This is a genomic window from Flavobacterium davisii, assembly GCF_042182265.1.
Classification (GTDB): domain Bacteria; phylum Bacteroidota; class Bacteroidia; order Flavobacteriales; family Flavobacteriaceae; genus Flavobacterium; species Flavobacterium davisii.
Genome location: NZ_CP097869.1, coordinates 1,510,891 through 1,526,465, shown reverse-complemented (window position 1 = coordinate 1,526,465; position 15,575 = coordinate 1,510,891). Strand labels below are relative to the sequence as shown.

Genomic DNA, 15,575 nt, shown 5'->3' with positions numbered 1-15,575 from the left:
TGATTTCTAATTTTACTTATGTAATCCGCATTCTTTTTTTGATTGATCTTCCCACCACCAACGTCCAGCTCTGAAGTCCTCTCCTTCTTTGATGGCTCTGGTACACGGCGCGCAACCTATACTTACATAGCCTTTGTCGTGTAGCGTGTTGTAAGGAACACCATTTTGTTTTAAATAACTAACTACTTCTTCTAGTGTCCAGTTTAGTAGCGGATTGTACTTATATAGTTTAAAATTTTGATCCCATTCTAATAATGGTACGTTTTGACGGTTTTGTGACTGCTCAGCTCGTAGTCCCGTTATCCAAAGGTTGGCTCCTTCTAAAGCTCTGTTTAACGGTTCTACTTTACGGATGTGGCAGCATTCTTTTCTGTTTTCTACGCTCATATAAAACCCATTGATTCCTTTTTCATTTACATATTTTTCTAAAGTAGATGCTTGAGGATAATAGGCTTTTATTTGGTTTCCATATTGTAAATTGACTTTATCCCAAACGGTATATGTTTCTGCAAACAATCTACCTGTATCCAAAGTAAATACTTCTATATTTTTTAATTTATTGGTAAAAATTTCATTTGTAATTACTTGATCTTCTATACCAAAACTGGTTGAAAAAATAATTTTACCTGTAAAATTTTCGCTTAAAAAACGAAGGCTTTGCCCCAAGTTATTCGAATATTTTAAAAAGTTTTTTATTTGTTCTGTCATCATGCTTTTTTTAAAATAAGAAGACCTCTTGAAATTCAAAAGGTCTGCATCATTATATAAATATTAAAATTATTTTTACACATACCTCCTTATGTCATTTACAACAACTAGCCGTAATTATGATGATTGTATTTAAGTATGTATTTTCCATTTTTTATTGTTTAAAATTTATTTATAAAAAAACTCCTCATAAAATGAGGAGTTCGTTTTTATTATATCGTATATTAAGTATATATACAACGACACACTCCTCAAGATTTTGAGTAGCACATACAACAGTTGTTATTTTTAATACTTTTTTTCATACGTTTATGTTTTATTTACATTGAGAGAAATGATTACCTCTTTCTTACTTATTTTTTTATGTTACTTTGATTTAACATTAATTTCTAAATTGCTCAATGAATGTATTTGTATGTTCAAATACTGGTTTACAATAATTTTACAATTGCACGACAAATATAACACGTTATTTTGTAAGTTAAAAGAGTATTTTTTATTTCCATAATCTTTAAAGCTATAACAAATATTTAGCTATATTTTATCTACAAACAAGGCAATTTTACGAAAAAAAAGTCTATTCTTCTGGTTTATCTCCTGTATAATAGTTTTTTTGTCTTTCTAATCCGTAATTTAATTTGTCTATATCAGGACTCGATTCTTGAATTTCTTTATAAAGTTCTTCATAATCTTTTGAGTGTAAACTACTGGGTACTACGTGCGTATCGAAGTTTAGTTCAATTTTATTATTGGGAATAAAATTTCCGTATATATAAATTTGATGTTGCACATAGCCTGTATTTTTGTTTGTATCATATTCAAAGTGTAAATAGCCTGTAGATTGTGGTACTATATTTTTTATATTGGAATCATCTGCTATGATACATCCACATGAAGTTTGAATTTCTTTTATTTCTAATAAGTTTTTCCCTGTATTTTTAACAGGAAATACGATATGTAGTTTTTCTCCTTGGACAACTGGAAAATAATGTCTTTGAGGGTCTTTTACCTCTATAGTTGTGCTCTGTCCTTCTTTTTCGCAACTTATAAAAAATAATAGGGGTAAAATGGCTATTAAATTCTTTTGAAATAAATGGGGCATTAAAAAATTAAAATAATTGTATTTCATCACAGGCTGTCTTTCTATTTTTGGTATCGGTTATTGTTTTTATTACTATATTGTCATTCTTAAGAATGGTTATTTTTGTTGTATAAATGCCTTTTCTTTTTTCTTGTTTAGATCCAGGACTTTCTGTTAATTCAGCCCATAAAACGCCATTTTTATAAACTTGAACTTTTATAGGAAGAAAGATTTTTAGATCAGGATTATTGAGAAAGTTTACTTTTAGGGTGGCATTCTCAATTTCTATACTGGGAAGTTTAATGGCTAAATCTTCTTGGCTAGTTAAAAGCCATCCATAATGATAATCGGAAATTAATCCAACTGAATTATCATTTAGGACATTTATATTGGGATAATCTTCATCTAATTTGGAGAGTGCTTCAAGTTTTTTACTAAACAATTTGTTTAGAGGGTATTTATTTTTTATGATTTCTTCTTCAAATTCTTTTAAAAAAGCTTGAATAGAGCCGTTTTCTTCTTTAAAATTTTTAAGATCTTGGTAGTTTATATGTTGTTTTAATCTGTTGTACACTTCTATTATTTGGGGTTTTATACTCATTGTATTGTTTTCTATTGTATAATACCCATTTTCAGTATTTCCGTTTTCTAATGAGAGTTTTAAATATGTAAAGCTTAGAGCAACTAGTAGCTCTCTTATTTTTATTCTTTCTTTTGTTTGTTGAGTGGCGTTTGCTAGCTTGTTTAGTTTTTCATAAAAATAAAAAAAATGTAACGGGTTTAAATTTTTAATTCCTTTGTCATAAATAGAACATGAAAGGTTTTGTTTCTCGGCTAGTTTTTCAAAATCTAGATAATATTCTGACAGAAATTCATGATTTTGAGGAAACTCTTGTTTAAAATAGTTTTTTATTAGGTCTTCTATTTTTAGATTATAGTCTATAAGTAATGAAGAAACTACAAATGTTTTTAATTCTTGAAAACTGGTATAATCATAACCACTTCCGTTAACAAATACCCCTTTTATGCCTATTTCATTAAAGTACTCTAATTGTTTTTTAAAGCGATAAAAAAAGGGGTATGGGGTTAGATAATCATCAAAATTGGATGCGTAATCCCATAAATAGATTTTATTTACTTTTTCTTTCCATTTCATGCATTTTTCTTCAAATTTTTTCACTTCTGGTTTCTTTTCAAAGTGTACATTTTTTGGAAAATCAATAGTACTAATCATTACTCCTACATTTTTTGAAGTTTTTTTAATTGGTGGAATTTCTGTTGTACGATAGGATGTAGTAAAGAAATTATATTTGGGGAATTCTTTTGCTAATTTTTCAATTAAATAGATAACGGAAGGAGTAGCATTTGAAATGGTATTCCCTAAGTTTTTGCATTTGGAGTCTAAACAAACGAAATCGTTATCGTTTGGAATAATCATAAAGGCGTAATTTTTATGGGGATTGAGTCCAAAGTTATCTATTATATAATTTTTTAAAAATTTATATGTTGCATCAGAAGAAAAACATATTTGTGATTTATTTCTTTTGTTTTCTACTAGAGCAAATGTTTGAGAGCTATTTTCTTCAATTAATAGTTTTCCTAAGTTATGCCCCCAAATTCCCCAATCATTTTCAACATTATTACAATTATAACGTATATCGGATTCTGTTTGTAAGACAGGATTAAAATGAGGTTCTCTGTACTCAAATGGAAAACGAACCGTATTTTCTTTTATTGATATAATAGCGGGTAATAGGTCTTGGGTTATGATTCTATCATCTTGAATACTTAATTTTTTTAGAAATTGATTAAACAACCATTTTAAATTTTTTTCGGAATTTGCGATGAGTTGAATTTCTTTATTTTCTTGTACTTTTATTTGATAATCGAATAGGTTTTCTGAAGACAAAATTACTTTTATCAGGAGTCCTTCTAGATTTTTATTTTTAGAAATTATTTCGGGTTTTGAGGTTCTTTTTTTAAATTCATTATAAAAATAGTCTTTTTCTAATTTTTTTAATTTGGTTTGATGTTCAAATAGAATCTTATATTGATCAGAGTATAATTTAACATCTTCCAAATCGGCATGCGCCTTTAAGGAACAACCAGAAGACACGAAAAAGAAAACGATTGCTAAACAAAGTTTAACAATAGTGGAATTGGAAGAAAATATTTCTTTAATCATGTAATATAAAAATAGTTATTAAAATGAAATTTGGGTTTGAAAGTAGAGATTATACATGTTTGTATAGTTTTTTTCGGATATTTTTATTGTATTCCAACTCCCTAAAAGTCCGACTGTAAAATTTGAATTTATCATATATTTAGGTCCAGCTCCTACCATTGTATTAAAAGCATTCCATGTATTATATAAATTAAAATTTAGTGATTGCAGATCGGAAACTGTTCCTATTGAACCCACTACTTGTAGACAACTTCTTTTTTCATTAAAGACATAAAATCTAGCGTCTGTACTACAGTTATAAAACATTGTATTATCTATAGAAAAGACACCTGCTTTTATATTCCACCAAGCAGACGACCAATCTTTTGACAAACCTAAAATTCCTTGAATCATATTAATCTGACTAGGTAATTGTCTAAAACCTAATCCTAATTCGATCTCATAATCGTTACCGAATGCTTTATACAAGGACAATTGGGTCTGGATTTTAGAAAAATATTTTGTTCCATATCCTGCATTTAATCTGATGTATATTTTGTGATTAAACGGATGGTACCATTCTATTATAGATTGGGTTCCTGTTCCTTCTTCTCTACCCGAATAATTTAAACGAAAAGTATAGGTGTTTTTATTTCCTTTATGGTTATATTCCATCGTAGATATAGAGGAATATTCTTGACTTCCTTGAATTCTACTTCTTAAATGATAGATTCCTATTTCGTCTTTAAAAGTTTTATTTTCTAATATTTGTAAATGTCTTTTAAAGTCTGACAGTTCCATTAAGGATGGTTCGTATTGTTTTTGATAGTAATAAGCGGAGTCAAAAACTTTTTTTGTTTCTAATAACAACCCTTTATCATACTTTAGTTCTTTATTGTCTTTATCAAAGAGTAGTGCTGAATTTACTAATTCTAATGCTGCATCATGTTGTTTATCCTTAAGTAATTCTTTTGTTTTAAAATGTACATTTTCTGAATATATATTAACCAATGGTTTATTCCGTGGAAATTTTTTCAAAAGAGGTAAAGCTACTGTCATGGCATTATCATATTCTTTTTGGGCAGTATATGATTCTGCTAATTTTACTTTAAACTTCAGATTGTCTGGATATTGTGTTGTTGCTTGTTTTGCAGCATCTAGCATAGCTGTATTATCTTTCATTTGATATGAAAGACTGATTGCGTATTGTAAACCTAGCTTGCTAGCAGGTTTTACTTCTAGTATTTTCTTTACAACTTGATATGCTTCCTCTATATTTTGTTCTTCTAGTGCTTTTTTTACAAATGCTAATCCTTCTTCTTCAAAACCGTTTGCGTATATAGTCTTTTTCGGTTCATTTGATTTTTCTATCAGTTGTAAGTACATATCAAAGGCATTGGTGTAATCCTCTGATGCAACTAATGCGTTTATTTTTTTTAAATTTCTAGAATCATCATTTGGTTTTTCTCTTAGAAAATCATTGATTATAGCAAGGGCTTTATCATACAATCCTGTTTTAAGATAACATTGAAACAATCCTAATTTTGCGGGTTCATAATAATCATTTTGTTTCTTTTGATTTGAAATTTTTTGTAGTAATTCGATTGCTTCAAGATGATTTCCCTCTAGCATAAATTGTTTAGCTGTATTATATTGAAATGCTATAAAATCATCTCTAACATCAGAATCATTTGGGAATTTTGAGTATAATTTTTGTAATAACTGATTAGACTTTGATTCATTTCCTAGTTGTTTGTAAACAAAATATTCTTTTGACAAAATTTCTTTTGTCTCTCCTTTTACTTTTTTAGCTTTTGATATAAAGTCGAGTGCATCATTATAATATCCTTTACTTATAGAGTTGTTTAAAAGATAAGCTAATGCTTCTTCGTCTTTGGCGTTTTTTTCTAATATTTTACCATATAATGTATAAGGGTCGTGATTACTTTGAATTCTTGCCGACTCTATGACTAATTCATCATAACTTTTTTGAAGTTGGGGATCATTTTTTTTGGCCATTTTTCTTTTTAGGAACTCTAATGCTTCTGCATTTCTATTCATTTCTGATAAAATGGCTACTTTTTTTGTTATATACAGTCTGTTTTCTGGAAATTTTTGAATTCCTTTTTCTGCATACAAAAGTGCTTTTTCTTTATCTCCAGCTGTTAATAAACTGTTTATAATATCTACATAAATATCGGCTTGTTTATTGTCTATTTTTGCTAATTCTTCGGCTAAAGTAACGGCTTCATTTAACTTTCCTTCTTTTTTAAGGCGTATTATCTCCTGTTGTGTGTTGTATATGTAATCTTTTTGAACACTTTCGTCTTCTGGATATATCTGATTTAAGCGTTTTAGCATTCTACTGGTTTCTGTAATATTTCCTTGTAGCCTGTATATTTCTATTTTTTTTATCCATAATTGCTTCCAATATGGGTTTACTTCTAATAGTTCATTTATATAACATATAGCACTTGAATAGTGTTTGGAGTTCATTTCTACATTTACGAGTAGGTGTTTTGCATCAAAATTTGTTTTATCGTATTGCAAAGATTTGACTAATTGATAACGTGCGTTTTGATAATCTTTTTTAACATAGTAATATCTCCCCAGAAGCATTCTGAGATTGGAATCTGTTTCATCTTGTTTTAATCCTTCTTCAATGATTTCTTTTGCTTTTTGCCACTCTTGTTTTTTAAAATATTTTTTTGCCATAATGGAATAATCTTCCATTGTATCTTGTGCATTTAAAAAACTTATTGAAAATATGAAAACGAATAATAGGAGGTAATTTTTTGATAACATTTTTAGTAATACATTTATTCCACTTCTTGATTTTCTACAGCAGGAGTTGTTGTTTTGTTTTGGGCAAAACCTTGACGAGTCATTTGCCCCCATTCAAATTTTTTACGTGATAAGAAATCTACATATCCTTTTAAACTATAAAAAACGATAAGTGGATGATAGATAAAAGGTTCTATTAGTGTAAAAAAACAAAGTTTTAAATATTCACCAAAGGTTCTGTATTGCTCTTGTACTAATCTATCCAAATAAATAGTTATTAAAGAAAGGCATATTCCAAAGAGATAAACAAATGTTAGCATAATACTTGCTGTGTAAAAATTTATTCCTTTGGCTATTAATAGATATACGGTATATAGATATCCAACTAATTCTATAAGGGGTGCTGAAAACTCAAAAAATAAAGTATAGGGTAGAGTAATCATTCCTAGTTGTTTATATTTTGGATTAAACAGGTATTTTCTATGCACTGTGAAAATCTGTAATAAGCCACGAGCCCATCGCGTTCTTTGTCTATTCAATATTTTAATATTGGGCGGTCCTTCTGTCCAGCAACAAGTATCTGGTATTTGAACAATTTTATAATCTTTGTTAAAATTGCACATATAGCCTATTATACGAGTTGTTAAATCCATATCTTCCGCATGTGATGACGGATCATATCCTCCAGCAGCAATAACTACTGATTTATCAAACATACCTAATCCTCCTGATATATTACCTATTGCATTTATTCTAGACCAGCCCATTTTTCCAATTAAATAACTTCTTAAATATTCAACTTCTTGAAAAAGGGGGATTATTCTATTAGGTACTTTAACTTGGGTAACTACTCCATTTTGAACAACGCAACTATTGGCCATACGCAGGGTAGCACCTACTCCAATAACTTGTGTTTTATTGATCAAAATAGGTTTAATCATTTTGATAAGTGCATCACGAGACAAAATACAATCTACATCTGTGCATAAAAAATAGGGATAACTAGACGCATTTATACCAGCATTAGACGCATCCGCTTTTGTTCCTCCATTTACTTTATCTACCACTGTTAACTTTGAATAGGCTGGGTTTGTAGATTTTAAAATTCTTTTTAAAGGTTTGGTTTTTATTTTTTCTACATAAGCAAAAGGTGTTTCAACTAACTCAAAGTTTTCTATCAGCAATTCTAATGTACTATCTTTACTACCATCATTAACGATAACTACTTCAAATTTTGGATAATTTAGGGTCATCATGGAGTGTACATTATCAATGATGGTCATTTCTTCATTATATGCGGGTGCCACAATGGAAATTCCTGGGGCAAAAGGGGTCTTCAAGAAATTTTCATCCATTTCTTTACTTTGATTTTCTTTATACTTTTTTATTTCTTTATAACCATAAATAATGAGTATAAAGTATATTATTGTAAGCATGGAAGCATAAAGAAAAATTATACCTTGAAAAATATCAGTCATATTATTAGTTGTAGTTTCCGTCGTTTTTTGACGTACTGTTATTATTTAAGAATAAAAGGTTTACACTTTTATTAGTGGATTTTTAATGTGTTTAAAGATTAAATTTTCAAAACCATCATCAATTTTAGATTCCATTTCATTAATCAGATTTACTCCGTCATTATCATAGTTATAGATAGCGCGTCCTATTGTAATTTTTAAGCTTGTATCAAATGTTTTATAAAAAGCTGATTTTAGGAACTCTAATCCTTTGTCTGGTTTTGTTTCTGTAACTGTTTTTATAATACTGTGCTGAACTGATATCGGTTCAAAATCATAGTTTGCAATTAGAGCATCTTCTATATTATTATTTTGAAGGACTCCTATGGCTTCAATCAAAGCTTTTCGAACTTTAGAATTGGTAGTTTGTGTTAAAAGTGTTAGTAAAAACGGAAGATTATCTTGTTGTTTATAAAAAGATGTTTCGTATATGAAAAAACATTTTAAGTCAATATTTTCCGTCCTAGTAATCCACTGTGCAAAGTTAGGTATAAATTCTTTGGATCTTTTTAACAGAATTTCGTGTATTTGAATTTTATCCCATTCTGTAAATTCACTATCAAAATCCTCATTAAAAAAACGAAATGGATCATGTTTACTTAAATAAATATAGGCTTTTCTTGCCTTTTTACGTAATGCTTCATTTTTATCATAAACTAATGAAATAATAACGGATTCGGATATAGTCAATCTTAATTTTATAATCTGAGAAAGACCTTCTAATTTGGTCTTAAGATCTCCTTTTAATAATCTTTCTTCCCAGAAAGACTTTAAATCAAAAAAGTATAAAATTTCATTAAAATTATGTAAATCCGACACTTCGTCCTCATCTATTAATTCAATAATAGTTTCAGTAATTAATAACTTGTGTGATTTTTTAAATTCATTTTTATTTTCAAAAACAAGTTTAATATCTTCTAATGTATATTCTTTAGGGGAATAAACTATTTCTTTTATTTTTTGTAAATAAATTAGGTTCAGTGTCTTTTTTTGAATTGCCACTGATTTTTTTTCCCAACTTAAATACATCAGTTTAAAAAAAGTTATAGTATATGTAAAAATAAAAACAATACTTAAAACTATAGCTAATTGTAATACAGGAGATAATTCTGAAATTGAAAAATAACAATCTTTTAAAACAAAAATAATTTTATCCATGTAATCCGGGTTACCGCTTTTTTATTATACTTAAATCAAACAAAACACTATGAGCGTTATATTGGATCACCTGAACAACGTTTATTAAAAAGATATATTTTTTAACAACCTTTATTTAACTTTAATTTAACTCTTTATTAACTTACATCTGTAAACACTTCTTTAAATTTAACAAGTATTTCCTGAATTTGTTCTAATCCAACTGAAACACGTAATAGCTCAGACTCTAACTTATTTATTAACAAATAGTTCCTCCCCTTTTCTGTTTGTAATAAATCATAGTGTGCTAAATACACATAAGGCATTACTAAAGTAAATTCTGTTCCTAAACTGGGTCCTTTAGGCATTTCTAAAAAGTCATAGAAGTTGGAAAGACTTTTATTAAATACTATCGATATTAATCCTGGAATTTTATCCGAAGTAGCTATTTTTTTATAATTTTCATACGATTTATCACTTTTAACGCTTAAGACTTGCTTGATTTCAGGTTGATTTGAAAAAAAATCAATCAAGATTTGTGTCGATAAAGAGATATTTTCTATTCTTTCTCTATATCGCAATATTTCAAATCCTAATCTTTCTATTTCTCCTTTAAAGGGCTTTATTACGTATTGTTTAACCTGATATAGCAAGTCTAAATTTTTAGACACAATTGCCCCCATCAACAGGTCTCCATTTCCACAAGCAAATTTTGAAAGACTTTCAACCGCAATATCACAATATTGTAATACATTAAAATTAAATGGTGTAATAAGCGTAACATCTAATAATAATTTTATATTATATTTTTGACATATAGAATAAAGTTTTTGTACATCGACACAATCTAACTTAGGATTGGAAACTACTTCTGTTACTAACAACGAAATACTTTTATAATTTTTCTTTAACCAAAGTTCTAATTTTTCTAAATCATAAACATCTACTTGCCAATAATTATTATCTCCTCTTTTTTGAATTATTTCCATTGTATCTAAATACAACCAACCTAATTGCACAATGCCTTTTTTTTCTTCTAAAATATTTTTTTGAATAATAGCTTCACAAACTGAAAATACAGCATTAGCCCCTGAATTAGTTAAAACAATATGTTCGTGAGTTACGTTATATGCTTGAGTTAAAATTTTATAGATATTTTTATTGGCTTCGGATAATTTTTTTCTTTCTTCTTTATATAATTGACTAATCAGACCTAAATCAAATAATATTTTTTCTGCTTGCCGAGAACTTATAATTAGACCTGCATTTCGGATATAATCATTTATTATTTTCAATAATTTATCATCTGATTTTATCAATAAGAAAACACCATTTGATAACTCAATAAAATTTAATTTCACATTAAGCATTTCACACAAAATAGTATACGCTTTTAGGGAAGAAATAGGCACAACTAAATAATTTTCAGGTATTTGTTTTTCTTTTTTAATATAATCAACTAGTTGCTGAACTAATCTATTTCTAAAAAACCGAGGATATCCCGATTTCATTTTCTCTAGTATTTCTTTATCTGCTTCTTCATACTTAATCACATCACAAATAGTTGGTAAGCTAACTGAAACGGCATGAGGATTATCAAACGGTATTGATGTACCACAAGGAATATGTTTTAAATAATCATACATTTTTAATGAATTTTTAAAATTATTTAAATAATCGCTTGCTTTATATCTTCTATTAGATCTTTTGTATTTTCTAAACCTACAGAAAATCGCACCGTAGCACTGGTTAAACCAATTTGGGCTAAATCCTCTTCTGAATAGGTTGCATGACTCATTTTAGCAGGAATTTCTACACGAGAATCGACTGTACCAAACGAAACTTTTTCTCCAAATAACTTTGTTTTTTTGATTACGGATTCAGCAATGCATTTATTTTGAAAATCCACAGTTAAAACGGCGGGAATAATTTTCATTTGTTTTCTAGCCAATTTATATTGTGGATGTGATACAACCCCTGGGAATTTGACTGATTTTACTTCCGAAAACTCCTGTAATTGATTTGCTAATTGCAAAGCGCTTTTTTCTTGCGCTTTCATTCGATATACTAAAGAGGGTAATCCTAAGGAAACCAAAAAAACATCAAAAGGCGATTGTGCTCTTCCTTGAGCATTAGCAAAATAATGCAATCTTTCAAACCAGTCTTCTGACTTAGCTACAATGGCTCCCGCCACCACGCTACCATGCCCCGAAACATACTTGGTTGCCGAAAAAACTGAAAAATCAGCACCAAGACACAAAGGTTGTTGTGAAGCAAAAGTTGCCATACTATTATCCACCGCAAAAACACAACTGTATTTTTTAGATAGCCATCCTATTTTTTGAATATCTATAATTTTAAGTCCTGGATTGGTAGGGGATTCACATAACATCAATTTTATGGCTTTTGATGCCAGTATAGACTCTACTTCTTCTTGATTCGTAAAATCAGCAAACTCCACCTTAATATTACTTTTTTCAAGAAGAATATGCAACAAACGATACGTACCTCCATAGCAATCTCTTTCTACTAAAACCACATCACCTGACCGAAGGACCGTTTCAAACAACAACGCAAGCGCACTAATTCCGGTATTGGTACAAATACAACCAAAACCGTTTTCTGCTTTAGCAAAGATGGTTTCTAAAGCATTGCGTGTAGGATTATCTGTTCGGGAATAATCATACAAAAAATCAGAATTCTGCTGGCGTTTATAATCAAATGTAGCTGTATTATAAATAGGCAAATGAGTAGCACCATAAGCATCCTTAATTCCGCTATATTGTGTAAGATTAGCCAATAAAGTTTCTATTTTCATTTTTTATTTTATAAAAATTAATTCAAAAAAAACCTCTGCTTTTTGCAGAGGCACCGTTGCGTTTCTTAAATTTTAGACAATAGTAACTCTGGAGAAACTGGTTCTCATCATACACATCTTATATTTAGGCAAGTACTTTTTCATCTAAAAATCAAAACAAGGCAAAACTAGATCAATATTCTTTAAAAGTAAAATAAACAGTTTATTTTTCTAAATTTTATTACAAAAACACATTTTAAACAAAATAAAATCTAAACAAAAAGATTGAAATAAAACTAAAAACTAGAAAACAATAAAATTTCAAATCAACAATTTATCCAAAAAAAAGTTAATAATTATTTAGAATTCAAATTCCTTTCATACATTTGCATACGTTTATAAGAGGAAAAATTTGAACTGATTGCAACCTCTTTCTGAAAAAGTTTGGGTATCAAAAGACGCTTAACTTCTTCAGGATAAAAAATGCTAAAGCAGTAACACTACTCTTTAGGCAATCGCTGCAAACTATTTCCTCACTAATTTCACAAAATAAAAACTAATATATGGCATATTTATTTACGTCAGAATCAGTGAGTGAAGGACACCCTGATAAAATAGCTGATCAAATCAGCGACGCATTGATTGATAACTTTTTAGCTTTTGACCCTTCTTCCAAAGTCGCTTGTGAAACATTGGTTACTACAGGACAAGTAATTTTAGCTGGAGAAGTAAAATCAAAAACTTATTTAGATGTTCAAAGTATTGCTCGCGAAGTAATCAAAAAAATTGGTTATACCAAAAGCGAATACATGTTTGAAGCCAATTCTTGTGGCGTTTTATCCGCTATCCACGAACAATCAGATGACATTAATCGTGGTGTAGACAGAATTACAGCTGAGGCTGATTTTGAAACAAAAGCAAATGCGCAAGGTGCTGGTGATCAAGGCATCATGTTTGGTTATGCAACTAACGAAACGGAAGACTATATGCCTTTAGCCTTAGACTTGTCGCACAAATTATTACAAGAATTAGCCGATTTACGTAGAGAAAATTCAGCCATTACATACTTACGTCCAGATGCAAAGTCACAAGTTACTTTAGAATACGATGATAATAACAAACCTGCTCGTATTGACGCTATCGTAATTTCTACACAACATGATGATTTTGCTGAAGAAGCTGAAATGTTAGCTAAAATCAAAAAAGACATCATTGAAATTTTGGTTCCAAGAATCATTGCTAAATACCCACAATATGCCCATTTATTCAACGATTCAATTGAATACCATATCAACCCAACAGGAAAATTCGTAATTGGAGGTCCTCACGGAGATACAGGTTTAACAGGTAGAAAAATTATCGTAGATACTTATGGTGGTAAAGGAGCTCACGGTGGTGGTGCATTCTCTGGAAAGGACCCTTCAAAGGTAGACCGTTCTGCTGCGTACGCTACACGTCATATAGCTAAAAACTTAGTAGCTGCAGGGGTAGCAGATGAAGTTTTAGTACAAGTTTCTTACGCTATTGGAGTAGCTAAACCTTGTAATGTATATATAAACACTTATGGAACAGCTAAAAATGGCTTAACAGATGTTCAAATTTCTGAAAAAGTAAATGAATTATTTGACTTAAGACCTTATGCCATTGAACAACACTTAAAATTAAGAACACCTATATATAGCGAAACAGCTGCTTATGGACACATGGGACGAAAAAATGAAACGGTAAAAAAACGTTTTATTTCTCCTTCTGGCGAAACCAAAGAGGTGGAAGTTGAATTATTTACTTGGGAAAAATTAGACTTTGTAGATAAAATTAAAACGACTTTTAACTTATAATAGCACATAAAAACAAAAACGGCCTTGTCATTTTAATTGCAAGGCTGTTTTTATTTTCATATCTTTCTAATATGAAAAAACTGCTATATACTTTATTACTACTGCTTACCCTTTTTACATCTGCTCAAACTTATAACATTATCCCTTCCCTAGCAAGCTCTAAATCAATTGAAGCTGATGAGTATATTGGCGAAGATAACACAGGTTTCTTATATTTTATCAAAAACAATACCCTCTTCAAAACAAAAAACGCTGAAAAATACCAATACAAAAACATTTCATTAGGCAAAATTACCAGAGTTGACTTACAAAACCCTTTACGAATCTTGCTTTTTTTTGAAAACTTCAACATCGTTATTGCATTAGATAACCAATTAAATGAGGTACAAAAATTAGATTTTAATAACATAGACAACACCATTACTTTAAGTGCCGCTGGAACATCTGCCTTAAACAACTATTGGATTTTTAATCAAAATAATCAACAACTATTACGCTATAATTACACAAAAAACACAACACAGCCAATTGGCGTAACTTTTGAAAAACCAATTAAGGATTACTTTTGTTCTTACAACGAATTTTTATGGATAGACACAACAAACCATCTTTATCAATGCAACTTTTTTGGAAAGAGAACATTCATAACCCAAATTCCTGAATATGACAAAATTGCCCTAGACAGTGAAAAGAACATAATATATCAAAAAAACGGAACCCTTTTTCTTTATGCTATTCAAACACAAAAAACCTATCTTATTGAAAATATTAAAAATTCAATCATAAGTTTTCACTACAAAAACCAAAATTTAGCTATTTTTACAGCTCAAGAAATTACCAATTATAAAATTATTTTACCCTAATGCATATAGCAGTTGCTGGAAATATAGGAGCTGGAAAAACCACTTTAACCAGACTTCTATCTAAACATTTCAAGTGGGAACCTCATTTTGAAGATGTAGATGAAAATCCTTATTTAGATGATTTTTACCATTCTATGGACAGATGGAGTTTTAATCTTCAGATTTACTTTTTAAATAGCCGTTTTCGTCAAATTTTGAAAATTAGGGAAAGCGGTAAGAAGATCATTCAAGATCGAACTATCTACGAAGATGCTCATATCTTTGCTCCTAATTTACATGCTATGGGATTAATGAGTAATCGCGATTTTGAAAACTATACATCTTTATTTGAATTAATGGAAAACCTAGTAGGGCCACCCGACTTATTAATTTACCTAAGAAGTTCAATCCCGAACCTTGTAGGTCAAATTCACAAACGCGGACGTGATTACGAAAATTCCATTTCTATTGATTATTTAAGCAGGCTAAATGAGCGCTATGAAGCATGGATACAAACTTACAAAAAGGGAAATTTGTTAATAATTGATGTTGACAACATTAATTTCGTTGATAACCCCGAAGACTTAGGAATGATTATCAACAAAATTGACGCAGAAATTAATGGCTTATTTTAACGGAATATATTCTCTTTCAAAATAAAAATAGTCCTTTTAAAAACAACAAAAACCAGAATGAAAAATCTGAAT

At 29.4% G+C, this 15,575-nt stretch carries 11 protein-coding genes; 3 read left to right on the top strand and 8 right to left on the bottom strand.

Features of this window, described 5'->3' with window-relative positions:
* Positions 1-12: 12 nt before the first annotated feature.
* The 8 genes from NAB20_RS06355 to NAB20_RS06320 form a co-directional block, all read right to left on the bottom strand.
* Positions 13-708: a phosphoadenylyl-sulfate reductase gene (locus tag NAB20_RS06355; protein WP_375605776.1), complete on the bottom strand. Its 696-nt coding sequence runs from the start codon at positions 706-708 to the stop codon at positions 13-15.
* A gap of 577 nt (positions 709-1,285) precedes the next feature.
* Positions 1,286-1,837 carry a DUF1573 domain-containing protein gene (locus NAB20_RS06350; RefSeq protein ID WP_105195371.1) on the bottom strand — a complete coding sequence of 184 codons (552 nt, stop codon included), beginning with the start codon at positions 1,835-1,837 and terminating at the stop codon, positions 1,286-1,288.
* A complete protein-coding gene (locus NAB20_RS06345) occupies positions 1,818-3,974 on the bottom strand; it encodes a DUF4838 domain-containing protein (RefSeq protein ID WP_375605709.1) in 2,157 nt (718 codons plus the stop codon). Before NAB20_RS06345 ends, NAB20_RS06350 begins: the two co-directional genes overlap by 20 nt.
* Positions 3,975-3,992: 18 nt before the next feature.
* On the bottom strand, positions 3,993-6,758 hold the full coding sequence (locus NAB20_RS06340) for a tetratricopeptide repeat protein (protein WP_375605708.1): 2,766 nt from the start codon (positions 6,756-6,758) through the stop codon (positions 3,993-3,995).
* 14 nt (positions 6,759-6,772) lie between these two features.
* Complete coding sequence (locus NAB20_RS06335; protein ID WP_105195368.1) at positions 6,773-8,215, bottom strand: glycosyltransferase family 2 protein; 1,443 nt, start codon at positions 8,213-8,215, stop codon at positions 6,773-6,775.
* Positions 8,216-8,275: 60 nt separating this feature from the next.
* On the bottom strand, positions 8,276-9,412 hold the full coding sequence (locus NAB20_RS06330; protein WP_375605707.1) for a hypothetical protein: 1,137 nt from the start codon (positions 9,410-9,412) through the stop codon (positions 8,276-8,278).
* 137 nt (positions 9,413-9,549) lie between these two features.
* Positions 9,550-11,037 (bottom strand): PLP-dependent transferase, encoded by a 1,488-nt coding sequence (locus tag NAB20_RS06325; protein ID WP_105195635.1) that lies wholly within the window; start codon positions 11,035-11,037, stop codon positions 9,550-9,552.
* 23 nt (positions 11,038-11,060) lie between these two features.
* Entirely contained in the window at positions 11,061-12,209 is a 1,149-nt protein-coding gene (locus tag NAB20_RS06320) for a PLP-dependent aspartate aminotransferase family protein (RefSeq protein ID WP_105195634.1), read from the bottom strand.
* 542 nt (positions 12,210-12,751) lie between these two features.
* Here NAB20_RS06320 and metK point away from each other — a divergent pair.
* From metK to NAB20_RS06305, 3 genes are all read left to right on the top strand, one after another.
* Complete coding sequence (gene metK, locus NAB20_RS06315; protein ID WP_088391191.1) at positions 12,752-14,026, top strand: methionine adenosyltransferase; 1,275 nt, start codon at positions 12,752-12,754, stop codon at positions 14,024-14,026.
* A 71-nt stretch (positions 14,027-14,097) separates the two neighbouring features.
* Positions 14,098-14,889 carry a hypothetical protein gene (locus NAB20_RS06310; protein ID WP_105195632.1) on the top strand — a complete coding sequence of 264 codons (792 nt, stop codon included), beginning with the start codon at positions 14,098-14,100 and terminating at the stop codon, positions 14,887-14,889.
* On the top strand, positions 14,889-15,503 hold the full coding sequence (locus tag NAB20_RS06305; RefSeq protein WP_105195631.1) for a deoxynucleoside kinase: 615 nt from the start codon (positions 14,889-14,891) through the stop codon (positions 15,501-15,503). Before NAB20_RS06310 ends, NAB20_RS06305 begins: the two co-directional genes overlap by 1 nt.
* The last annotated feature ends 72 nt before the right edge of the window (positions 15,504-15,575 follow it).